General features: G+C 55.5%; 23 protein-coding genes and 1 pseudogene. 11 read left to right on the top strand and 13 right to left on the bottom strand.

Going from position 1 to position 22,581, the window contains the following annotated elements; all coding sequences use genetic code 11:
- Window positions 1-40: 40 nt before the first annotated feature.
- Window positions 41-1,069: an NAD(P)H-dependent glycerol-3-phosphate dehydrogenase gene (locus ACWHYZ_RS20745; protein ID WP_447984568.1), complete on the bottom strand. Its 1,029-nt coding sequence runs from the start codon at window positions 1,067-1,069 to the stop codon at window positions 41-43.
- 366 nt (window positions 1,070-1,435) lie between these two features.
- Between ACWHYZ_RS20745 and ACWHYZ_RS20740 the strand changes: the two are divergent.
- Window positions 1,436-1,501: pseudogene (locus ACWHYZ_RS20740) on the top strand (zinc-ribbon domain-containing protein); the annotation flags it as partial.
- A gap of 48 nt (window positions 1,502-1,549) precedes the next feature.
- A complete protein-coding gene (locus ACWHYZ_RS20735) occupies window positions 1,550-1,795 on the top strand; it encodes a hypothetical protein (protein ID WP_447987644.1) in 246 nt (81 codons plus the stop codon).
- A 254-nt stretch (window positions 1,796-2,049) separates the two neighbouring features.
- Here ACWHYZ_RS20735 and ACWHYZ_RS20730 read toward each other — a convergent pair whose 3' ends face one another.
- From ACWHYZ_RS20730 to ACWHYZ_RS20690, 9 genes are all read right to left on the bottom strand, one after another.
- A complete protein-coding gene (locus tag ACWHYZ_RS20730) occupies window positions 2,050-2,850 on the bottom strand; it encodes a dimethylarginine dimethylaminohydrolase family protein (protein ID WP_447984567.1) in 801 nt (266 codons plus the stop codon).
- Window positions 2,847-4,082, bottom strand: a complete 1,236-nt coding sequence (locus ACWHYZ_RS20725) for an ornithine cyclodeaminase (RefSeq protein ID WP_447984566.1) — start codon at window positions 4,080-4,082, stop codon at window positions 2,847-2,849. Before ACWHYZ_RS20725 ends, ACWHYZ_RS20730 begins: the two co-directional genes overlap by 4 nt.
- Window positions 4,083-4,239: 157 nt before the next feature.
- The gene (locus tag ACWHYZ_RS20720) at window positions 4,240-4,608 is read right to left on the bottom strand and encodes a hypothetical protein (protein WP_447984565.1); all 369 of its coding nucleotides are present in this window, start codon (window positions 4,606-4,608) and stop codon (window positions 4,240-4,242) included.
- Between the two features lie 132 nt (window positions 4,609-4,740).
- Window positions 4,741-6,546 carry an ATP-binding protein gene (locus ACWHYZ_RS20715; RefSeq protein WP_447984564.1) on the bottom strand — a complete coding sequence of 602 codons (1,806 nt, stop codon included), beginning with the start codon at window positions 6,544-6,546 and terminating at the stop codon, window positions 4,741-4,743.
- Window positions 6,547-6,604: 58 nt separating this feature from the next.
- On the bottom strand, window positions 6,605-7,003 hold the full coding sequence (locus tag ACWHYZ_RS20710; protein WP_447984563.1) for a phage holin family protein: 399 nt from the start codon (window positions 7,001-7,003) through the stop codon (window positions 6,605-6,607).
- A 93-nt stretch (window positions 7,004-7,096) separates the two neighbouring features.
- Window positions 7,097-8,212 (bottom strand): c-type cytochrome, encoded by a 1,116-nt coding sequence (locus ACWHYZ_RS20705; protein WP_447984562.1) that lies wholly within the window; start codon window positions 8,210-8,212, stop codon window positions 7,097-7,099.
- Window positions 8,213-8,279: 67 nt separating this feature from the next.
- Window positions 8,280-9,122: a carotenoid biosynthesis protein gene (locus tag ACWHYZ_RS20700; RefSeq protein ID WP_447984561.1), complete on the bottom strand. Its 843-nt coding sequence runs from the start codon at window positions 9,120-9,122 to the stop codon at window positions 8,280-8,282.
- Window positions 9,123-9,246: 124 nt separating this feature from the next.
- Window positions 9,247-10,233 carry a hopanoid-associated sugar epimerase gene (hpnA, locus tag ACWHYZ_RS20695; protein ID WP_447984560.1) on the bottom strand — a complete coding sequence of 329 codons (987 nt, stop codon included), beginning with the start codon at window positions 10,231-10,233 and terminating at the stop codon, window positions 9,247-9,249.
- 284 nt (window positions 10,234-10,517) lie between these two features.
- The gene (locus tag ACWHYZ_RS20690) at window positions 10,518-11,408 is read right to left on the bottom strand and encodes a polyprenyl synthetase family protein (protein WP_447984559.1); all 891 of its coding nucleotides are present in this window, start codon (window positions 11,406-11,408) and stop codon (window positions 10,518-10,520) included.
- Window positions 11,409-11,887: 479 nt separating this feature from the next.
- Between ACWHYZ_RS20690 and ACWHYZ_RS20685 the strand changes: the two genes are divergently transcribed.
- The 7 genes from ACWHYZ_RS20685 to ACWHYZ_RS20655 all read left to right on the top strand — a co-directional run bounded on the left by ACWHYZ_RS20685 (window position 11,888) and on the right by ACWHYZ_RS20655 (window position 17,089).
- Window positions 11,888-12,238 (top strand): hypothetical protein, encoded by a 351-nt coding sequence (locus tag ACWHYZ_RS20685; protein ID WP_447984558.1) that lies wholly within the window; start codon window positions 11,888-11,890, stop codon window positions 12,236-12,238.
- A gap of 19 nt (window positions 12,239-12,257) precedes the next feature.
- Window positions 12,258-12,617: a hypothetical protein gene (locus tag ACWHYZ_RS20680; protein ID WP_447984557.1), complete on the top strand. Its 360-nt coding sequence runs from the start codon at window positions 12,258-12,260 to the stop codon at window positions 12,615-12,617.
- A 329-nt stretch (window positions 12,618-12,946) separates the two neighbouring features.
- Complete coding sequence (locus ACWHYZ_RS20675; RefSeq protein WP_447984556.1) at window positions 12,947-13,570, top strand: hypothetical protein; 624 nt, start codon at window positions 12,947-12,949, stop codon at window positions 13,568-13,570.
- Between the two features lie 48 nt (window positions 13,571-13,618).
- Window positions 13,619-14,002: a hypothetical protein gene (locus tag ACWHYZ_RS20670; RefSeq protein ID WP_447984555.1), complete on the top strand. Its 384-nt coding sequence runs from the start codon at window positions 13,619-13,621 to the stop codon at window positions 14,000-14,002.
- Between the two features lie 70 nt (window positions 14,003-14,072).
- Window positions 14,073-14,708 (top strand): hypothetical protein, encoded by a 636-nt coding sequence (locus ACWHYZ_RS20665; RefSeq protein WP_447984554.1) that lies wholly within the window; start codon window positions 14,073-14,075, stop codon window positions 14,706-14,708.
- Between the two features lie 140 nt (window positions 14,709-14,848).
- Window positions 14,849-15,907, top strand: a complete 1,059-nt coding sequence (locus ACWHYZ_RS20660; protein ID WP_447984553.1) for a hypothetical protein — start codon at window positions 14,849-14,851, stop codon at window positions 15,905-15,907.
- A gap of 54 nt (window positions 15,908-15,961) precedes the next feature.
- On the top strand, window positions 15,962-17,089 hold the full coding sequence (locus ACWHYZ_RS20655; protein ID WP_447984552.1) for a DUF2914 domain-containing protein: 1,128 nt from the start codon (window positions 15,962-15,964) through the stop codon (window positions 17,087-17,089).
- A 184-nt stretch (window positions 17,090-17,273) separates the two neighbouring features.
- Here ACWHYZ_RS20655 and ACWHYZ_RS20650 read toward each other — a convergent pair whose 3' ends face one another.
- Complete coding sequence (locus ACWHYZ_RS20650; protein WP_447984551.1) at window positions 17,274-17,681, bottom strand: IPT/TIG domain-containing protein; 408 nt, start codon at window positions 17,679-17,681, stop codon at window positions 17,274-17,276.
- Window positions 17,682-18,233: 552 nt separating this feature from the next.
- Complete coding sequence (locus ACWHYZ_RS20645) at window positions 18,234-18,422, bottom strand: hypothetical protein (RefSeq protein ID WP_447984550.1); 189 nt, start codon at window positions 18,420-18,422, stop codon at window positions 18,234-18,236.
- Window positions 18,423-18,549: 127 nt separating this feature from the next.
- On the opposite strand from ACWHYZ_RS20645, the gene speD reads away from it, so the two are divergent.
- Window positions 18,550-18,993 (top strand): S-adenosylmethionine decarboxylase, encoded by a 444-nt coding sequence (gene speD, locus ACWHYZ_RS20640; protein WP_447984549.1) that lies wholly within the window; start codon window positions 18,550-18,552, stop codon window positions 18,991-18,993.
- 20 nt (window positions 18,994-19,013) lie between these two features.
- Entirely contained in the window at window positions 19,014-19,346 is a 333-nt protein-coding gene (locus ACWHYZ_RS20635) for an SCP2 sterol-binding domain-containing protein (RefSeq protein WP_447984548.1), read from the top strand.
- A gap of 27 nt (window positions 19,347-19,373) precedes the next feature.
- Here ACWHYZ_RS20635 and ACWHYZ_RS20630 read toward each other — a convergent pair whose 3' ends face one another.
- Complete coding sequence (locus tag ACWHYZ_RS20630) at window positions 19,374-22,580, bottom strand: efflux RND transporter permease subunit (protein ID WP_447984547.1); 3,207 nt, start codon at window positions 22,578-22,580, stop codon at window positions 19,374-19,376.
- Window position 22,581 lies beyond the last annotated feature (1 nt).

Here is a 22,581-nt window from a genome sequence, read left to right as displayed (position 1 = left end):
GCGGCCGCAGGCGAGCTGTAAACAAAGCTGAGTGCCATTTTCAGTATCCTGTTTCCTCTTTGGCGGCGCGTTCCATGAGTTCTCCCACCGCCTCCTGTGGTGATTTTTCGTCGAAGAGGACGGCGCAGACGGCTTGGACAATCGGCATATCGACCTTATAGCGGCGCGCCAATCCGGCTGCCGCACTGGACGTGCGTACACCTTCTGCTACAGTCTGAGCCCCCTGAAGAATGTCCGGCAGTTGTTCTCCGCGTCCGAGCCTGACGCCGACTGTATGATTGCGGCTCAAAGGGCCTGTACAGGTCAGGACAAGGTCGCCGACTCCTGAAAGACCATAGAAGGTTTTTGGATCGGCGCCGAGCGCGATGCCAAGTCGAATCATTTCGGCCAGCCCTCTCGTGATTAAGGCGGCTCGGGCATTGTGCCCCAGACCAAGACCATCCACCACTCCGGCCGCCAGGGCCATCACGTTTTTTATGGCCCCCCCAAGTTGTACGCCGGTCACATCCGTTCCAGCATAGACACGAAAACACGGTGTCATAAACACGTGTTGCAGCGTACGGACGGTGTCAGTCTCTTGACCGGCTAAGACAACCGCCGTCGGCCGGTCGTGGCAGACCTCCATCGCAAAACTGGGTCCGGAAAGAACGCAAATCAAGGGATGTAGGCGCGAAGGTAAGACATCTTCCATAACTTGGGACATCAATTTGAACGTATGTTCTTCAATGCCTTTCGTCGCGCTCACGATTGGAGTGAGAGGAGGTAAAACAGGCCCAAGCTGTTGGAGCACCAAGCGAGCGGCATGAGACGGCACGGCGAACACAAGCAGGTCGATGTCCTGAACGGATTCTTGAAGCGAGCCGGTGACGTAGACTGAAGATGGCAGCTGAACACCGGATAGAAAAATCGTGTTCTCCCGTTTACTCCGGATCGCTTCAACGACGTCTTGTTCGTAGGCCCACAGGCGAACCGAGAGCCCCTTGTTGGCCAGATGCCGCGCGAGCGAGGTTCCCCACGCTCCGGCTCCGATCACAGCAACCCGACGCTCTGTCGGCACGAGATCATGCATCGATATGGTTCCTCTAAGAGGCTCGGATTATAGGTATGACACCTGATGGTGTCAAAGACAGAGACCAATGCTGAATGTGCGATGAATCCCAAACTCAATAGAAACGACTAGACACTCCGGAATTGGTCGCTCCAGTCACCCGATTATGCCATGTTAGTAGATGGACACGTTATCTGTGACTTTCGAATTGTTAAAGGTGACAGCACATTACGGTCATGAAATTCAGCAATGTAATTGAACCCTGAACGCGCAGCCAATGTTCACGGACACGGAGCACCTGAAGGTCGTTTTCCTTTCGGTCTTCCTCCTTTCGTTCCGGCCCAACAGGTCGTATACTATTCCCATATTCTGCACACTTGCAGACTTATGATCTGTCCAGCCTGCGGCAAATCATCACCCGATCACAGCCGGTTTTGCATGCAATGCGGCCGACCTGTCACACCGTTGCCTACAGCCACCGTGCAGCCGAAAAAGGATGATATGAATCTTCCCATTCTGTATGGCATGGTGGCCGGCTTGATTGCTGCGATTCTCTTTCCGCCATGGGAAACAGCGCCGGGGCAGCCGCCTGCCTTCTTGGGGTTTCATTTCATTCTGGCGCCGTCTGGTGGTGAGGGGGTGGTGCAAGAGGATGCCGGCGTGATCAGCCGACTGTTATTGACCATTGAATTAGTGACGATTGCGGTAGCCGGATTATATTTTGCGTGGCTGTTTCGCAAGAGATGAGTTAGCAGAAGATTGAAAGATCGCTCTGCCTAGTGAAGGCTCGATCGAGATCAAAAACAAGAATACCAGAATACACTCCAGGATGTTGAAAAAGGCCTTCCAATTACACCCTCTCAGCCCCACGTGCGCCGGGACTCAGCCCTTCCCGAGGTGCGACCGCAGCGGTCGATGAGGCGGATCCTCCTCTGCGGTACGTTGAGCCTCTGAGCGACGCGAGACAAAGCTGGAAGCCTGTTTTAACATCCTGCTAGATCTCATTGGAGCGCAAGCGTCAGGCACTTTGCCGAGCCGCCGGCTTTCATGAACTCATCCAATGCCACGGCGTGGGGCTGATAACCCCGTTCTTCCAAGCGCTGCATGGTATCGGGGCAGCCTTCTGGAAGCACGACGTGCCTGTCAATGCACACTGCATTGCAGGCGAATCGAAGGGCTTCTGCTTCAGGAACAATCATGCGCCGATCTTTCGGGATGCGGTCGGACAGCACTGTCTGAGCATAAGCATCGAACGCCGGTGGGTAGTACAGCAATTCCCCCCCGCTGAGAGGGCAGAAACAGGTGTCGAGATGGTAGAAGTGTGGGTTCACCAGCTCCAGAGGAATAATTTCGCGGCCGAAAATCTCACTGAGGCGCGGATACGCCCGGATGTCCGTGCGCTGTCGATATCCGCCGAACCAGATATCGGGAAACCCCAGCAGATCACCAGCGCCTTCGAAGTACAGTCCTTCCTCCAAGAGCACCACCTCATAGCCGTGCCCCCGAAACCACTGTTCAAAATATCGCTCCTCGCGCTGTCGTTCCGGATGGCGAAATCGACTGGGCACGGCGCGTTGGCCGTATAGCACGCCAGCATTCGCGGTGAAGACCATGTCCGGAAGACCTGCGATGGGCTCCATTCGTTCCAGCGCCAGGCCGATGGTGTGCTCCAGCTCGTGCATCAAGTCGTGCCATTGTCTACGGGCGCGTGGCAAGTCGGCCGTATTAGAAACACGCATCCATGGATTGATTTCATATTCAATGCCGAAATAATCAGGCGGGCAGACGAGAAGGCGTCTCATGGTTTCCATCCCAGCTCCCGCGCCAGTTCTCGCAAGAACGAGGCAGCATCCATGACGAGTCCGACGGCTTGAAAGCTGCCCCGATCCGTCAGTTTGGTCGGCACTGCCGGATTGACGTCCACGCACACCGTCGGAACGGTGGCAGGTAAGAGATTTCCTGTCGCGACGGCATGAAGCGTCGACGCCACGAGCAGCGCCAGTTTGACACCAGGGAGGGCAGCCCGCATCGCGGCTTGAGCGAGCACGGAATCGGTGATCACCCCCGGCAGTGGGCCATCATCCCGTATCGTGCCTGCCATGACGACCTGGACCTGTCGCCGCACGCACGCCGCCATAATGCCCTGCGTGATTGCACCGGATCGCACCGCCTGTTCGATACTGCCGATCGCTCGAATGCGGTTGATCGTGCGTAAATGATGCTCATGACCGTGAGGCAACGTGTGACCGGCCGAGAGGCCATAGCCGAGTGACGTACCGAATAAGTGCGCCTCCATATCATGGGCCGCTAGGGCGTTTCCGCAAAATAAGACATGAATAAACCCTGATTCGATCAGCCAGGTAAGCGCGTCCCGACCACCCGAATGAATAATCGCCGGGCCTCCCGCCAATAGTACTTTCCCGTGCATCCCACCTGCTTCCCCCAATGTCCGCATCCGCCGCGCAATATCGGCAATGATAGGACCATGCGGGCGTTCCGAGGAAACTTGCGCCTCCATAAAGCCGAAGACGTCTCGCTCAGCTGGTCGTTGGAGCGGTAGCACGCGGATACCCTCTCGCCCCGTCACAATAAGATCACCGGCCTGCACCTCATTCATCGGAATGGCATGAGCGGTAGTCTTTGTCGGGTCGATACGGATGCCAAGGTCCATTTCGATGGCCTGAACATCAATCCAGTGTCCCTTCAATCGAATGTGAGTGGGGAGGTGCGTCGTCGCGTAGAATCCGTCGGGAAATACGCCGACAGCAGGGGCGTTTTCGATCATGCAATCCGTTTCTCGCGCCACGGCGGCGCCGTGTGGTTGAATGGCGGTGAGAATATCGGCGAGAAGCGTGTGTGAGGCGGCGCGAACGGTAATGGTAGCGCGTGAGGGTTCTTGCCGCGTCGTGCCGATCTGCACCTCACTCAAGTCGAAGTTTCCCCCCATCATCAGAATAGTGTCCAGCACTTTTGCCAAAATTAGCGAATCGATGATGTGCCCTTGAAGGATGACGGTTTCTTGAGCAGCAGTCATGGTCAATGTGGTGTCACCGTGGTGGCCGGAACCATAGCTATGATACCACTGGCTATGCGGTTCTGCTCCTGAAACGTGACGGAAGGAAGGGGAAAGATGGGAAGACAAAAAAGGGGACCGCTGCAAGCGATCCCCTTTTATGGAAAGTCAGACTAACTTAGTTAATCTTGCGGTCGCCCGTGATCTTCGTTGCCGATGTCACTGGTGGCTCGATTTTATAGTCGTAATAACCGGGATGCTTGGGCACGCGGCCGGCGCCGTTTTCGTTCACGATGGCATCGCGTCCCGTTTCGGGCTTAAGGGACTGCATCGTGTGTTTGCCATACTCGGCGGACTGCAGCATGGCCTTTTCTCCGCCCAAATTGGTCTGTCCTGGATCGTTGGACGTTGACTGTCCGTTCACCGGGCTTTGAGCGGTGGCGCCTGGATAACCAGGATGTTTTGGCAGTAACGCCGGGTTCGCAAAGACGAGCGAGGCAGAAACGATGAGACCGACCCCAACCGCAGTACTCAACAGTGTCTTCATGGCCGACTCCTTGTAAAAAGATATGGGTGAAAGCGAATGACGAGATGGCAATAAGTCTAACCAGGCCGCCATCTTAACGACCTTCACAAACCCTGTCAAGCGATCGCTGCTGTCGAAAATTGCACAGATTATTCAACGCCTTCGTGGCGGTCTTCGGCCTCGGCCACGATAGGGCCCGCCCCGTTGTTGGCCCGGCATGCGAATGATGACCGCCGTTCCTTGACCGGGGCCGCTGGCAATCGAAATCTGTCCTTGATGTTCTTCGACAATCTTCTTGACCGATGCTAAGCCAAGACCGGTTCCGGACCGTTTCGTTGTGAAAAACGGTTCAAATACTTTACCGACATGCTCGGTGGGAATCGGCACACCGTCATTCTTCACGGTGATCTGAACATGGCGACTGGCTCGTGGCTGTGTGACCTCGATATGTAAATGCCCCCCCGGCGCCATGGCTTCCAGCGCATTCTTGAAAATGCTGAGAAAGACTTGCTGCATCTTCCCATCGTCGCAACGAACCGGGCTGATGTGTGGATCGGAGTCTTTCGTCACCCCGATACGGTTTACATCCAAATCCGTCGCGACAACACGCAGGGCATTTTCAATAATATCCGTAATGCGGCAGATACGGCGATTCAGTTCCAACGGTTTGGCGAAGTCCAGAATTTCATGCAGAAGGGATTCGACGCGGATTAGGTCGCGCATCGCATTTTCTACACGCGTCTGGGAGTCGAAATCGAGAATGCCTGGGGTCGTGACATCTTCCAACTGGGCGCGGATGGACGCCAACGGCTCACGAACTTCTGTGGCAAGAAACGCGCTGAATTCTCCCAGAGCGACCTGTCGTTCCTGTTTGCGAATCATCGGTTCTGAAGCCGCCGACGTCATCGGGTCGGTTGGTGCCTCACCGGTCGCTCCGGAAACCGGAAGAGCCGCGGGCGCACTGGATGCAGACTGAATGAGATCGGCGAGTTTCGCCAGCAGCGGTTCCAAGGTCTTGACGTCCGGTAAGCTGTATTGCATCGAGGCTTTGGACGCCAGTGTGACCGTGCCTCCTACCTGGCCTCGAATGAAAAAAGGGACGACCAGGGCGGATAGATATCGATCCTTGTACAAGTGCTTGTGGTCCTGAAACCGCCCTTGTGTGGACGCGAGATCGTGATCAACTCGCGGTTTGCGATGCCGAACGGACCATCCTGACGCAGAGCTCTCCAGCGCGAGCCGTTGACTGGCTTTGAGATCCTTTTTCTCGCCTTTGGGTTCTCCTCCAAGCATGCCGATCACTTCGACGGCGCCGGCGATCGGGTCGTAGGCGGTCACCCACGCGCGATCAAACGGCGTGGTCTGCATGGTATCTTGTAGAAAGGTGACGACGCGTTGTTGCATATCCGGCGTCGCGTACGATGTGCGGGCCGCATAGGATTCCAGCACAGCCTGAGTTGTGACCGGCTCTTGACTTACGAATGAACGGCTCAAAATCAGCGCCTGATCGAACAAGGATGCCCGCTCGAGGGATTTCGTAATGTCCTCGGCGAGGCTTTCCAGCAAAGCTTTTTCTTTTTTGGTAAAGGCCGCCGATTCTTTACGACCCATGATGATCATGCCGTACGTTCGTTGTTGGTACTGGAGTGGTACGGCCAGCAACGATTTGGCGCCCGGGGTAATCATGCGCAGGCGAATCACCTTTGAATCGCCGCCCTCTGTCCGGCTGCTCTGCTCGTGCGATTTCGTCGTGACCTCTTGGAGTGAAAGGGCGCGCAGGATCGCCTGCGTGTCCCGTGGAGTGAGTCCGCGAGAAACCTGTGCGATTAGTGGGCCGTTGTCCCCGGTGTGAAGCGCAATCAGCGCGGCGTCCAGCCCTAGCTCGTTGAGAGCGGACGTCAAAGTTTTTTGAAGTGTCGTTTGCTTATTATTCGTCGAAGACTCGACCGCTGGTCCCATGCTGCCATCCTTTCGGCAAGCATTCTAACAAGGTCGTGTCGAGGTAGCAATTAAGCCGTCAATTGATGATGCGTGGTGGCCGGCGTGGCTCATGGGAGACAACCTCCCAGTGCCCTTCGGCAGAAACCCAGAGATTGAGGATCGTGCTCACGATGCTAATTACGACAGCGCCCCAGAAGGCGGGCCAAAAGCCGTTCACGTGGAATCCCTCCACCAGCCAGGCCACCAATTCGAGCAAGAGGGCATTGATGATGATCGTGAACAGCCCCAGCGTGAGAATAATGAGTGGAATGGAGACCATGTAGAGGATAGGGCGAATAATAGCATTGAGCAGCGCCAGTAGAATGCTCGCCGCGATGCCGGCTCCGACCGTTTCGACCCGAATGCCGGGAATCATGTAGCCGGCTAGAAAAACGGCGATCCAGGTGATCGCAAAGCGGATGAATAACCCTCGCATAGTACCTTTCAGCAGTTTGCCGTCAGCTTCGGCAAAGACGCATGTCTCTCGATTCTTACTAATAGCTGAGTGCTGATGACCGATCGCTTCCTTTTAAGACGCGACCGCTAAATCGACCGAGGCCTGGCGCTTGGTGACCTTGTCGTTCGAGTCATACGTGGCAGTGATTTCTTTTGAGGCGCCTTTCGACGTGACGACGATTTTGGTGCCGGAATCTTCGTTGTGTAGATGCAGGAAGATTTCAAAATAGCCTTCAGAGTTCGTTTTCGTGCTGCCCGCATGACCTTCTGCTTTGAGGGGTTTCGCCTGCACATCGACGCCGCCCACTGGTCTCCCATGGCTATCACGCACATACCCGTACACCGTGAATCCGTGTTCGACTTTCGTTTTAACGTAAATTGGCTTCGGCGTCTCGACCGCAGGATTCTTCAGCGTGCTCAGATAGGCGGCGAGCGCCCCGAGTTCTTCTTCAGTCATCAATTCTTTATATTTGTCCGGCATTAATCCCTTCTTGTGTTCCTTCTCGAAGCCTTCCGCGTAGAGATATGTCGTGTCGAACACCTTCTTCTTGATGTCTTCAATGGTCAACAAGCTCCCGATGTTATCGAGCACGGGGCCGCGTTTTTTGACGCTCCCTTGTCCGCCGATTTTGTGGCAGTTATAGCATTCGTGCAGTTCATAGACTTCCTTCCCGCGCGTGATCAAATCGGAACCTCCGGGTGACGGCACCGTCATCGCTGCCGCGGAGCCGGCATCTGGGGCGGCGGCGGGCGCCAATTGATTGAGGCGGGCGGTGAGGGTCTGAACTTTCTTGTCCAACGTTTTGACCTGTTGGAGGGACTCGTCCACGGCGACCTGCTCGTGTGCCGCTCTCTCACGTTTCACTTTGAGCAGTTTGTCGATCTTGCCCATCTCATCTTCAGGATCGAATTGTGGAAGCAGCGATGCGCCGCCGATGTAGATCGTGGAGACGACAATATAGAAAGCGATCAGCCCCAGAATGGCTTTCATCCCTCCGACCGTGCCGAGGGGCGGGGCATCGAGCAGGATAAACACGGCAGCCCCAAGCATGGCATAGATGAAAAACATGACCTGGAACACCGCGGGAAAACCGAAGACCTTCGCCACACCAACGAGCAGTCCGCCGATCACCAGCCCGACAACGACTTTGATCAGGATGTTCTTCAGGAAGCTGGTTGGTGTCGCCATACGAGCTCCTTTGTTGGGTCGTTACGTCAGTATACCGTTTCAAAAGTGGCGAATGCCAACGGCGGGGTCAGGTGCGAGACGCGGGTATGGGGATGTGGTGGGATATCGGCAGTTTATTGAAGAGCCGTAAAAAAAAGAACGCTGTAATTGGAAGATAGATGAACACGCCCGTCATGCCAAGCAGCGGTTCCTGGATCCAAAAGGTGATTGCCAGATTGAATGCCAACACGCCGTAGTAGAGGCCGCATCCCAGTAGAATCCTTTTGGTCACATCGGAAGTGGCATCCGGTGCAGCCGGCAACGGAGGAAGTTTCCTATCGACAATGCCATATGTCGAAAGCGCGATGAGGCCCACTACTGCCCAGCCGAGGAAGTTCTCGAGCGGGACGCCAAAATAGACTCCGGGATAGGCATAGCCATAGATTTGGCCGAGGAACCAGCGATCCCCGCGCAAGGCGACTGGATCGATGACGATATCGATGAAGGCGTAAAGCAGCGCCGTTAAGAAGATCACGGACAAGGACGTACGGGCGTCGAGGTCGAACCGCAGTTGCGAGCGATGTGCAGCGGCAGCCGACTGGCGGTCCGTCGGAAGCAAAAACAAAAGTGCCATGCAATAACTGGCATAAAGTAGAAACGTAAAGGAGATGGAGCACATGAATGGTAGGTTAGAGATGTAAAGTTCTTGGCCCACTGTGGAGCCGGTATAGTAATACAATCCAAATGGAATACCTGTGCGTGTCGAGGAGAACTCACAGAGGAGGGCCGTGACCCAACTGATCAGAAAAAAGAGCCCCGTGCGCCGCCAGCCGAGGAGCCGTTGTGCAGAAAATACGAATGCGGCCAGGAAGAGGAAGACATAGGGGCGGAGCACGATGGTTTTTATGAGGAGAGTGGCTACTTCTAGCATGGCCGGCTAGCGTTCACTAGAAATTAATATGCTCACAGAGGTCCTCATGTCACCGGCCGACCCTAACAGCGTCCCGGCGCGTTCGGGGGCGCATTGATGAAAGTACGTCTTTTTCTGCATCCTGTTATGCGTAGCCGTTCTCGCCGAACCACGTGACCGCTTTTTTCAAGGCCACTTCAGCGGATGTTTGCGGCAGGTCTAGTTCACGCACCGCTTTGCTGCAATCGTAATGCATGTGGTATTTCGCCATGCGGACACCTTCGAGCGGAATGCGAGGCGCCTGACGGCTGATATAATCGGCGAACCATCGATTTGCATAGGCCAACGGGAGGATTGCTTGCCAAGGCAGTTTGAGGCGTGGCGCCGGAATGCCGGTCACCCGGCTAAGGATCGTGAAGATCTCGCGAAGCGTAAGGTTTTGGTGGCCAAGGATATAGCGTTCGCCAATGCGTCCGCGTTCCATCGCGCGGAGATGGCCGATGGCCACGTCGTCGACATCAATCAGATTCATGCCCGTTTCAATGTAGGCCCACATCCGTCCTTTCATAAAGTCCACAATCATCTGGCCGGTGGGCGTCGGCTTGATATCCCCCGCACCGACCGGGGCGCTGGGATTGACGATCACGACCGGCAGCCCGGCTCGAGCGAGGGTCAGCACCTCCTGTTCGGCGAGATATTTCGAACGCTTGTAGTGCCCCGCCATTTGGGAGAGCGAGACGGGTGTTTGCTCCGTACCGACTCCACCATTCGGGGGGAGCCCAATGGCTCCTATTGTACTCGTATACACGATACGTTCCGTCCCGACCTCGCGGGCGGCTTCGAGCAAGACACGTGTGCCGGTCACATTGATATCGTAAAAAACCACCGGATCTTTGGCCCAGAGGGTGTAGTGCGCTGCCACATGGTAGAGCTGACGGCAGCCGTTCAATGCCTGGCGCAGAGAATCGCGATCACGGAGATCGCCATGAACCTGTTCGACCTGCATGCCCCGCAGGTTGCGGAGATCGCTGTTCGGCCGGACGAGGACGCGAACGTCGGTTCCCGCGCGCACCAATGCGCGTGCAACGGCGCCCCCAATGAATCCTGTCGCACCAGTGACTAACGCCTTCATACAGACTTTCTGCAAAGTTGATTATGAAGCGGGCGTTCAAAAAGGCAAGCAGTTATACTCGCCAGCCCCATGCGCGCCGAGAGGCACTCCCTCCCGTCTAAGGCCGTAGAAGAGAGAAAAGCGCGGCGTGCAATATTGCACCAATCCGCCCAGGCGCGCCAGGACGCGCTGCTTCTCGAGGGATACGCTGAGAATGCAGTCGAGACGAGAACGAAGCGTTGGAAGGGATGCGTCTCGACGCATCTGGTGAAGGGTGGGTGAAATGATGCCTGCTTCAGCACCTGCTAATTCTGGCGTTCCGTGATGTATTTGGCCAGTGCCCGAAGTGGATCCGCTTTGGCGCCGAAACCGCTTAATCGTGCGATGGCTCGTTCAATGCATTGGTCAGCCAGCGTGCGTGCTCCATCGACGCCGTAGAAGGTCGGATAGGTTTTTTTGCCGCGTTGCGCATCGGTCATCGCATTCTTGCCCAACTGTTCCCGAGTGCCGGTGACATTCAGCACGTCGTCTGCGATTTGAAACGCCAGTCCAATGTCTTCCGCAAAGCCAGTGAGGTGTTGCAATTGATCAGCGCTGGCGGACGACGCAATCGCCCCCATGCGGACCGCGGCGCGGATGAGCATCCCCGTCTTGTGAGCATGGATCCTCTGTAACGCCGCAAGATCGATATCTTTATTCTCGGCCTGAATATCCAGGACCTGACCACCCACCATGCCGAGATGGCCGGAGCCGACAGCCAGTTCATACAGAATCTGCACCTGGCGTTGCGGATCGAGTCCCTCCATAAGATCCGTTCGGCTGCAGAGTTCGAACGCCAGCGTCAGCAGGGCATCTCCGGCGAGAATCGCGATGGCTTCACCGTAGACCTTGTGATTGGTCGGTTTGCCGCGGCGGTAATCATCATTGTCCATCGCCGGAAGATCGTCATGGATCAGGGAGTAGGTATGGATTAATTCCAGCGATGAGGCGACCGCTAAGACAGACGGTGGGGGATTACCGACCGCTTCTGCGGCGGCAAGGGCTAGAATCGGTCGGACCCGTTTCCCACCTGCGAACAAGCTATACCGCATGGCTTCATGGAGAGTCATCGGCTCGATCTTGTCGGTCGGAATGACTTGATCGAGAAATCGGTCGACGTCTTGCCGTTTCTGTTCGAGATACTGGCTAATGTTCACTGTAGGCTGAGTCCCAAAGGATAACGGGGCGAGAGAGTAGCAAACGATTTGACAGAGTGTCAACGGAATCGAGTGATCATGAAAAATTCATTATAGCGATGAGGTGAGCTCAAGGGATGAATCTATCATCGTCGAATCATCAGATCGTTCACTCATACATGGCCGATGCTTGTCATTTGTCGCATCGCTTCAGTATACTCGGGGCTTATGAGCATTCGAAAAGCAGGCGGTGATTGGGAACCGATGCTCTTGGGCATCGAACCACGCACGTGCAAGGTGTGCAAACAAGGCTTATACCGGAACGTCACGCTCTTTCGGGGGGGCTGGTCTCGCTGCACGATCTGCGATGAATTCGTGCATTACAGTTGCTTGTCCAGTGGCACCGTGTCCTTCTTGAAAAAGCGCCCGCGTATCTGCAAGGTTTGTCAGGAGCTATCGGTTTCTGCCTCTGCCAAACTCAGTGACCCGGCGATTGCCCAGTGACTTCACATCTTTCTTCACAGGTCTCTGAATCGAAAGCGCTGGTGTGGCAGGCTCGACTTGCGGACGTCATTCGGCTGATCGTCGCACCGATGCTTCTGTTTTTCAGCGGGTTTTTCACGATGGATTTTCTGCTGAGCGGCGTCTATAGTTGGCCCCGCACGAGCCGGGTGATGGCTCTCACCCTGACGCTGGCCGTCTTAATCTATGAATTCATCTACAAGGAGCAGCAGGCTCGCCATCCGGAGCATTCGTTCGAACAACGCCTGAGAGTGCTCCTTTACTCGTGTGTAATTCCGTATGTGGTGGGCGCCTGTGCGCTGATCGCTCTAGCCCGCTTGGCTGCCTAGCGGGCGATGCGGAACGCTGATGTCTGTGATCCACACCAGCGGTGCGTTTCTCCAACAGTGTTTCTCGGTGCATCCGCTCTGCTTGAGTCTTAAACGACTCGTCCCACCACAACATCTCATTGTGTCTTGTACCTCCTGCAATTTGTTGCATCGACTCACGCTCCAATCGTTGGCGACTCACTTGCCCGGTCAGGATCAACCGATGGACCAGCAAGAGGTTGCCGCGTTCGAGTATCTCGCTGCGTGCGTCGAATCACATCGGACTGCGCTGGGGATATGCATGATGGATGTCGTGAAGGATGCCGCCGGCATTCGCTGCGCCGAATGCCGCCGAGTGTTTGATCTCGCTGTGTCGAAGTTTGAAACCCATCAACGCTAACATTTCGCGGCGGCAATCGTGCATGGGAGAAAAGCGAACACGTTTCAGTGAGCGGGACCATGGTCACAAACGAATCATCCGGTGCCGCAGCCTCCAGTCCAGCAAGGAAACCGAGCTTCAATTGAAGATCCAGTCATCCCAACGAGCCGGCGTCGTCCGGCATTACCGTTGCCGCTGTATGCCGCTATCGCAACGGTGACGCCCGGCAGCGAATTGACGGCCATGAAAGACGAGGAATGGAGGGCTAGGCCGTTTCATGACGACTGTGAAATCGCCGGACACCGGAGGGGCCTGTTGCCGATAATCGTCACGATGCATGTAGAATGTCGATGAGCCAGAGGGACCCGGTTTTTACGGAGGAGGAACTTCGGCTCATCGGTGATGAGCAATTCTTCCGGCACAAGGCGCGCATTATGAAGAAGATTCGCGTCTTGCTCGATGGCTTGTATGTGGGACTCCAAAGCGATGTAGCGGGGGCCGACCTCCTGGCGCCCCCGTCCTTCAATGTGGGAAAATGTCAGTTCGTCAAAGGCGAACATTTAGATGACTATCCCTACCAATACCTCGATTTTCCCAAGCACTTCGAGAGGGATGAAAAATTCACGTTTCGCTCGCTCTTCTGGTGGGGCCATCACTTTGTATTTGCGATGATCGTAGAGGGCGGGACTCTGCTCCAGTACAAACAGAACCTGATCAATCGTTACCATCAGGTGGCCGGCAAGGACCTCCACCTCTCCTTGAGCCCTTCACCATGGGAGTGGAAACAGGGCGAAGGTTATACCCTTCCTCTGACCCATGATCGTAAATCGGAAGTGGCGGCCGTCCTTGGTGGACGTCGTTTCTTCAAGTTGTGCCGATTTGTCCGCCATGATGATCCAGTCATGACCGGCGGAGGTCTGATTGAGGCGGGACGGGAAACTTTTCAGTCGATATTGCCGGTCATTACGGCATAATCGCCGGGGTAGACGTCGACGCTCATCTTCGACGCGGACACGAAGACTATGGAAATCGGTATCGGCCTGTACGGTCTTCTCGCTCTGGCGGTCGCCTTGCTGGCATCGCGGGAATTCGGTCGTTCTGCAATCGGATGGTTTTTTCTTTCAGTCCTCCTTACCCCCTTGGCCGGTTTGCTGCTCTTCATGCTTCCGCCACGACGCCGGCCCTGCCCCTTCTGTGCCGAATCTATCCAGCCCTCCGCGGTCGTGTGCCGATTCTGCGGTCGGGAAGTGCCCTCCGCGACTGATGGACCGGGTCTGCCTCGTACGACCAAAGCGGCCCTGCTCATCCTTGTGGTGGCCGTGTTGCTGACGGCCCTGTCGCAATGTCAGTACCGCTTTGGGTGGTGGTCTACTGAGAGACCATCACTGGACGTCATGGCGCCCTAGCATTTTCCGGCGGGACGTGGGTAGACTTCGTGACATTTTGACTCTTTGTCTTCTCATAAGGAGGAGTGCCTTGGTTAAATGGACATGGTCGTGGGCGATCACCGTGCTCTTGCTCGTGCTCAATGGGTGTGCAGGAAAAGGCGAAACGGTGATGTTGTATCCAGGCGCGCTTCCCGCCGATCGTAGCGATATAGCCGTGTCACAGGAGAAGCTGGCAGTCATCATCGTGCCGTTCGAAGATCGGCGGTCCGAAAAAGGCGCTATCGGCCGGCGCACTCATACCGGTGGAGGCCAGACCTCCTATGCGGTGTGGAATGACATGCCGGGATACGTGATTGCGCAATTCATGGCCGATTATCTGAAGCAGAAAGGCTGGCAAGCCGCCGTGGCGCTCCCAGGGGAGCCGATAGACAATCGAAAGGGAGTCGATACCGTCATCAGCGGGCAGGTGGAAGAGTTTTCGGCTCAGGCGACCAGCAAGGCATTGTCTACAGACATTTCAGTGAGAATGCGAGTCGCTCTTCAGGCCCGCAACCAAATAGATGGAAGCGTTGCCCGCATGACTCTTCACGGTTCGCGAGCCAATAAAGTGTTCATTTTTAATGATCGAGACGTTCAAGATGCGCTCGATGCGATGCTGAAGGAAAGTTTGGATCGTCTGATGGCTGATGCCAAAGTGGAGCAGGGATTGCTGCAGGTCAAGTGAAGACGGCAGTCGGCTTGGCCGACTCAGGTGCTCGCGCAGCGCGCACGCTCAGAAGGTGCTCGCCGGACGCGCGCAGTGTGAGTCAACCAAGCCAACTGCCGATGTTGCTATCCCTGCAGGGTGGAGGGGAGTGACCGGAGATGCGGGAGCGGCGGTGGGAAACTCAGCAGAAGCTTGACTTTAACCAGGTGCTCGCGGTTGGTGAGCGACTGGCGGGTTTCGGGTTAAAGCCGGCCGCTCCCGCGAAGGATGTTATCGCCTACATTGAAGAATGGGGAGTGGAGACACCGGATGAGCTTGACCGGTTGGACCCATGGTCGACGGAAGACATTACCTTGGTGCAAGTTCGTGACGGTTGGCAGGGAGATTTCTTCTTGCTCGCGGGGGCGTTCCATACCGTCTATCAGCGCTATCAAGAAGTGGGCACGTACTGTTCGGTCAGCCATCCTTGGCAAATCGCGGTGGCCTTGCGCACCATTTTGCCGCGTGCCATGTTCTGGCTCGGCTTTCGTCATACCCACGCGTTTATTCGGGTGCGGTTGCATACGAGCGACGTCATTACGCCGGGAGAAACACGAGCCGATCATGAGCGGTCGCTCTGGCTGGAAGACCGCCAGTCGGCTTTTCTTGAGGCAATCAGCCTGCTGGCTGTACCGTTGAAGGCGCACATTATTAAAGATCAGGTCGTCATTGCATCGGACGATGCCGGGGCGCCGCTTTTCTGCTCGTGGCCGGATGCGTTCGGGCCTTCACAATTCGAATATAACTCCTCGGATGCATTTGAATTTCTCGTGCCCGCAAGCCGTCTAGCGGCAACCTATGAGGAACCGGCCACGGTCCGAGCGTATTTAACCGGTTTTTCCGAAGGGGCTCTGAAAGATTTTCAGGCCGTTGAGCCGGGGTCGCGTTCGGTGTACCGCTGCTCGGCGCATTGTCCATTGGACGAGGTCCCGGAGATTCTCTCCACCATCGCACCGACGGGAAAGCTCTACACCACCTTGTGTGAATTTCAGACTCAAGACATGCTGGCGGAGAGACAGGATGCCTCAGCCATTATTGGCATTGTCGGTATTGAAGGGGCGTTTCAATTGGAGGCGAGATTGAACCGGGCGCCCTTGCCTGAAAATGACATGGGACCGTGGCTTGAACAGCTGCTGGGGCTTCCGGTGACTTCTGCTCCGCTCCCTCCATTCCCTTAGCTATACTTCTACCATGCCGCATCGAAATTACGCGTCACCTCTCTGCGCCGGTCTGTGACTTCTCTTCCGACCAAGCTTCGCGCAGCGCTCGCTAAACCATTCCTTCCTGTGATTTTCTTTTTCGCCGGTGTGACGTACGACACGGTGACGCTGACTCGCATTGACCGCCTGCTCGACAACCTCATTTTACTGCTGTATCTGACAGTCTTGGGCGTTCTGATCGTCCTCAAGGGGCGAGCCGATCTCGAGAAGCCTCATGGTGAGCCGGTTCACACAGGGAATGCCGCCGATTTTCTGACTCGAGCAGAACCATACTATCCGATGGCGATCCAGTTCTTGCTGGGCGGACTATTCAGTGCCTATACCATTTTCTATTCTCAAAGCGCTTCATTAACCACAACCGCCGTGTTTTTTGCTCTACTCGTCGTCTTACTGATAGGCAACGAATTTCTGCACGACCGGCTATCCAACCTGAAACTCCTGGTCAGCCTCTACGCTCTCGTCGCATTCTGTTTTTTTACCTTCTTTTTGCCGGTTGTCACCGGAATCATGAATTGGATCATGGTACTGCTCGGCGCCGTGTTGAGCCTTGCGTTGGCCCTGCGGGTCCTGGAATTGGTGTATCAGCGAGGGACCGGTCAATCCCGGATCGAGATGGTAAAGGCCGGGAGTCCTGCGGTGGTCGTAGTCGCAGTCTTGGTTCTGTTCTATTTTTTGAATTGGATTCCTCCAGTCCCACTCTCCCTGAAGTTGGGCGGCGTCTATCATCAGGTCGAAAAGGCGGACGGTCTCTATCAATTGACGTTCGAGAAGCCCGCTTGGTATCAGGTCATGAAACGGTCTGATAATCCTTTTCATGGCGAGGGCCCCGCGTACTGTTTTACCGCCGTGTTTGCTCCGGTCGATCTGAAAACGACGATTTATCACCGGTGGCAATATCGCACGGCCACACCGGGTCAATCATCGGGGACAGGGGATTTCTCAACCACTGATCGTATTCCTATTCGCATCTCCGGTGGTCGGGAAGGCGGATATCGCGGCTATACGATCAAGCAACACGTGGCGCCGGGTGAGTGGCGCGTGGATGTCGAAACGGAAGATGGCCGAGTGATTGGGCGAGTTCGGTTTCGGGTTGAAGGAGGCGCAGGAGCAGTCACCGATTTCCAGACCGTCAGCTATTAGCAGCTTGGACGAAGGTGCGACGAAAAGCACGATGTTCCAAAAGGTCCTCCAGGGCGGATGCAGCGAGCGAGAAGCCGAGGCGTACCCGTCCGGTACGTGGGGGTCCTGAGCGACAAAGCTGTGGGCTTTTTCAACATCCTGCTAAGGCTGGGCTACCAGGTTGGTAGCCCAGCCGCTGTATCGGCTATTTCGCGTTGACCAGCACGACGGATTGCGAACTGCCGCCTTCGGTCAAGACGTTGATCGGCGTGAGCCCTGCCTTCAAGGAAGGTACGGTGGCCTCCAGCGTTGTCTCATTGACATACGTGAAGCTGGTGCTGGACGGCCCGAAGGAGACGTTCTGGAAACATGCCTTTGTTCCAAAATGCTTTCCTTTGATCGTGACTTTATCACCAGGTTTCACGGTATCGGGCGTGACCTTGACGATCTTCGGATGACTCGATGGGTCGCAGACCGGCGCCTTCGCCACAATGGCAGGGGGCGCCGTCGCAGATCCGGCGTAGGCCACCGGTGCGACCAGCAGTGCGGCCATGAGCCCGGTGGGAATCCCAAGCCGCATTGCAAGTCGTTTCTTCGTCGCGCTGTCTTCCATAATGACCTCCCTTTGATAGTCGATCACTCACAACCGACTGTACAAGTATAGAAGACATTCTAGATTCTTGGCTCTGAAGGATGTGACTATAAAACCATATGGTTAAGTAATTGTTCGAATTTGGATAGAGGACGCAAATTGGCGACGTCTCGGCTGGTTTTTTCGGCTTTAGGCTGAGTATGAGTTCCGAGCAGTAAGGCCTAATGAAATAGATCAGAGAAGACCAGGACTGCATGGCCGAGGACGCTCAGGGCCATGAAGAGTCAGAAGTCTCAACGAGACGGTGTCACAATTCTGTGGGCAGAAAGCAGGCAGAAGGCAGGCAGAAGACTTAAACGCGAAGACTGAAACGTTAAGTGAAAATTTGGGGCAAATTGAACTCGCTGAGAAAAGATTGTGAGACTGGATGAGACAGCTAAAACAATCTCTCGGGATTGAACAGACAACTAGAATGGTGGGAACAAGATAACCCAGCCGTTAAATCCAATCAAACTTGGAAACTTTATTCAGCGCGGCTTAACTCTCCCAGCAGAAAATCCGATATACGATACACTATTTGGCGTTGTCCGCTCGTTTCGTCGTGTGCTGGAAGATGCACTGAGGGCAGGTATAATGAATAAACTGTCCGTCCCCCACAAGGCGCTTCATCATGGCAAGCTTGCACCAGGTACACAAGCGATCGGGGAGGTCGGACATCGGCATAGCGGGTGGATCGGACTGATTGGCTGGGGTTGTTGGCATGGGTGATTCTCGCTAACCGTCCTGACATTGTCAATCCATGAAAAAGTTTCTGGACAGTCGGCAGCGACTGCTCTATAGTGCGGCCCCAATTGTTCGGCGGTAACCCTTAACCGGAGGTGATTTTCGTATGAGCGCACCCCTGAGCGCAGAGAGCGTGATCTTTCCAACGGTGGCCCCAACACCATCCCCGGCTGATACGGGTGAGGATCCCGTCGGGGAAGGAAAAGCGTGGGGCCTGTCCACCTCCGTTGATCTGCAGGACTGTCATCCCGCCACTATTCAAGACCGCAAACAGATAGAAGCCTATGTCATCGCGCTATGCGACTTGATCGGCATGAAGCGATACGGGGAGTGCCAAATCGTCCATTTCGGAGAGGGCCGCGTTGCCGGCTATTCGATGATACAGCTCATCGAGACCTCCCTCATCAGCGGGCACTTCGCCAATGATACGAATCGAGCCTATCTCGACATCTTTAGCTGCAAAGGTTACGATCCGAAAATTGTCGAGGCCTTCTCTAAGCAGTTCTTTGGTGCGCAGACCAGCACCAGTTCTATGACATTCCGTTACTAGGGCAGTACGAGCCTGGATCGATGAAGCCAACATCTGTACAGGAATTCTTTCGCTGCCTTCCTCAGAATTTCGATGCGGAGGCAGCGGAAGGTCTTGCCGCCATCTATCAGTTCGACCTCAGCGGCCCCCAAGGCGGGCAGTATCAATTGCTGATCGAAGACGGGACCTGTTCCATACAGGAAGGGACGCATCCCAATCCGAACGTAGTGTTTTCAATGTCCGGGGAGGATTGCCTTGGCGTGCTGAGCGGGCGACTGGATGGCGCGTCGGTGTTTATGTCCGGACGGGTTCGAGTGTCGGGCGATTTAGGATTAGCCCTGCAGTTGAAATCTTTGTTCCCCACCGTCCATTAACTTTTCTTTCTGACCGTTACATTCTTCTCAGCCGCGTACCGGTTCTTTCAGTGCAAGCGGAAGCTCAGCCGCTTTGCCGTCATCGTCCGTGAGGCGCATGTCGGGATCAGGCCTTCTCGGAAAGCGTTCCTCCAGCATCAGGTAGAGAGCCGGAATGAGAAAGAGCGTGAGCACGGTCGATACGCTCAACCCGCCGATGACGGCCCGAGCCAGGGGCGCGTTGGTCTCACTGCCGGTCCCAAAGCCGATGGCCATGGGAAGCAGCCCGAACACCGTCGCCAGCGACGTCATCAAAATCGGACGCAACCGCGTCCGGGCAGCCAAGACGACCGCATCCCGCAGCACCATGCCGCGTCGGCGCAGCACATTTGTGTAGTCCACGAGCAAGACGCCATTAGAGACGACAATCCCCAACATCATAATGACGCCCATGAACGACGTGGTGGAGAGCGTCGTATTGGTGAGAAACAAGATCAGGATCACGCCGGGCAGGCCAAGCGGCACGGCGAACATAATGATGAACGGGTCGATCAGTGATTTAAATTGAGCCGCCATGACCATATACACGAGCATGATGGCAAGGATGGTGGCGAGCACCAGACCTTCAAAGGTTTCACGTTGCTGCTGAATCTGGCCGGCCATCCGGATACTGAATCCTTGCGGCAACTGCATCGCGTCGAATCGGGTCTCAAGCTCGTCGGCGATCGCCCCCAGATCCCGTCCGACTGGATTGGCCGTGATGTGAATCACCCGTTGAAAATATTTGCGATCGATTTTGACCGGGCCGGAATTGAGTCGAACCGAGGCAATATTTTTCAGCAACACGGGCTCGCTGTTCCTGGTAGTCAGAAGGAGATTGTCGAGGTCGGTCAAGTCCTGTCGATATTTCTCATCGAGCCAGGCGCTGATGTAATACTCGTTGCCGTTGTTGGGGTCTGTAAAGATAATGGGGTCTGTCTGCCCGTTGCCGTTGAGTGAATAGAGCACGGCATTAGCGACGTTGGCCTCGCTGATCCCAAGCAGCGCGGCCTTTTCACGATCCACATTGATGTCCAACTCGGGGTAATTCTCCTCGCGACTCACCTCGATGTCGGCCAGTCCCGCGGTTTGATGCATGATCTCTTCGACCTGTCGGATCACACCTCTGGCTTTTTCAAAGTCATATCCATAGATCTCGACATCGACGGATTTCTGGGACCCAAAACTCGTCACGCGTTTCACAATCCCGCCCGGATCGAAGAACATGGCGACCCCCGGAAACAACGAGAGCACTTTTGGGCGAACGGCATTCATGATTTGGACTTGGTTGCGCTCGCGCCGATCGGGCGGAACGAGGTAGACCTGTACCAAGGAGGTGTGCGGACCGGTATTGGGATTGAACAGAGACGACCGGCCCTGTTGCAGTACGCCGGTGCTGGACACAATCGTTTCCAATTCATCAGGGGCAATATTGTCACGAAGGATGCGCTCGATCTCCGCCACCTGCTGCTCCGTCTTTTCAATGCGCTGCCCGACTGGCCCGCGGACGACGATTCGGAATTGACTTTCGTCGGTGACGGGAATGAACTCGGTGCCGATCTGGGGCAGCAGCATCAAGGAGGTGAGAAAAAATAGGACGATTGACCCAATCAGCCATTGTTTATGAGCCAAGGCCCATGACAGCGCGTCCTGGTAGCGGGCGTCCATGTGCTCATATTTGACCCGTGTCCAATCCATAAATCGGGTCCACCAGCCCGGCATGGATCGTAATGCTTCTTCTTCCGGCCTCAAAAACTTGAAACATAAGGCGGGCGTCACGGTGCGCGACACGAAAAATGAGGTGAAGAGCGCGAAGGCAATCGTGAGCGTCAAGGGAATGAAGAGCAGTTTGGCGATTCCCACGACAAAAAGGATCGGAAGAAAGACGACCACTGTGGTGACGGTCGAAGCCAGAATCGGCATGGCCACTTCCCGCGCGGCCTGTACGATCGCCTCCCAGCGCGACTGTCCCGTATTCAAATGGCGCTGGATGTTTTCCAGCTCCACAATCGAGTCGTCGACCAAGCGGCCTACCCCGAGGGCCAGGCCTCCGAGCGTAAAGACGTTGAGCGTCTGGCCCGTGAAGTAGAGCATGATGAACGTCACGAGGATGGACAGCGGGATCGCGACAGAAATGATGAGCGTACTTGTGAGATTGCGCAAAAAAATGAGAATAATAGCGGCCGCTAGGAGAGAACCGTGTACGGCCTGCTCCATCAGATTTTTAATCGACTGACGGATATAGGTCGATTGATCGAACGAGATGCCCAGCTTCACGCCGGGCGGAATCCCAATCATCTTCGGTAAGGCCGATCGGAGCGCATCGACCACCTGCACCGTATTCGCCGCCGGCTGCTTATTGACACGCAAGTACACGGATCGTTGCCCGTCGGCGCGCACAATATTTGTCTGGATGTCGAAAGAATCGGCGACGGTCCCTAAGTCTTTAACCCGCACGGGGTTGCCCTGCGGATTGACCTTGACGATCACGTCATTGATCGGCTCGACTGTCTTGAACTGGTTGTTCGTGAAGACGTTGTAGTCAAGATTACCGGCTTTCATATCGCCGGACGGCAAAATCAAATTGGCCGCTTTAACTGCATTCACCACATCAAGAATGGACAGGCCGCGTGCACTGAGGCGGCTGGGATCGAGATTGATGTTAATTTGGCGAATTTTGCCGCCCTCGACGGTAGCGGCAGCGACATTCGGCAATTGTTCGATTTGCGGGGCAATGGTATTGAACGCGAGATCGTAGAGCGCACGCTCGTCCAGGTTTCCACCTGATGCCGTGACGAACGCGACCGGGATGTTGGAGACATCGAACTTGACAATAAACGGTTGAAGGATGCCGGGTGGAAGACTGTTCAAGATCTGCGTGACCCGCTGCATCACCTCCATTTGACCCACGTTGATATCGGCGCCCCAGTTGAACCAGATTTGGACCGCCCCAATGCCGAGTTTCGAGAAAGATTCGACATGCTCGACATTCGAGGCAGAGCTGACGGCCTTCTCGATCGGATAGACGACGCTTTGCTCGATATCCAGGGGCGGCGCACCCTTGTAGACCACGCCTACGAAGGCAACCGGCACTTGAATGTTGGGGAAGAGATCGACCGGCAGACGTTGAAGCGAGGTCCATCCCAAGACAACCATCGCCAGCGACAGCATGAGAATGCCGATTCTATTCCTCAGCGCTAAGAGCGTGAGCCACATA

This window comes from Nitrospira sp. Nam74 (assembly GCF_965152615.1).
The sequence above is the reverse complement of the archived record's forward strand: the minus strand, read 5'-3'. Positions and strand labels throughout refer to the sequence as shown.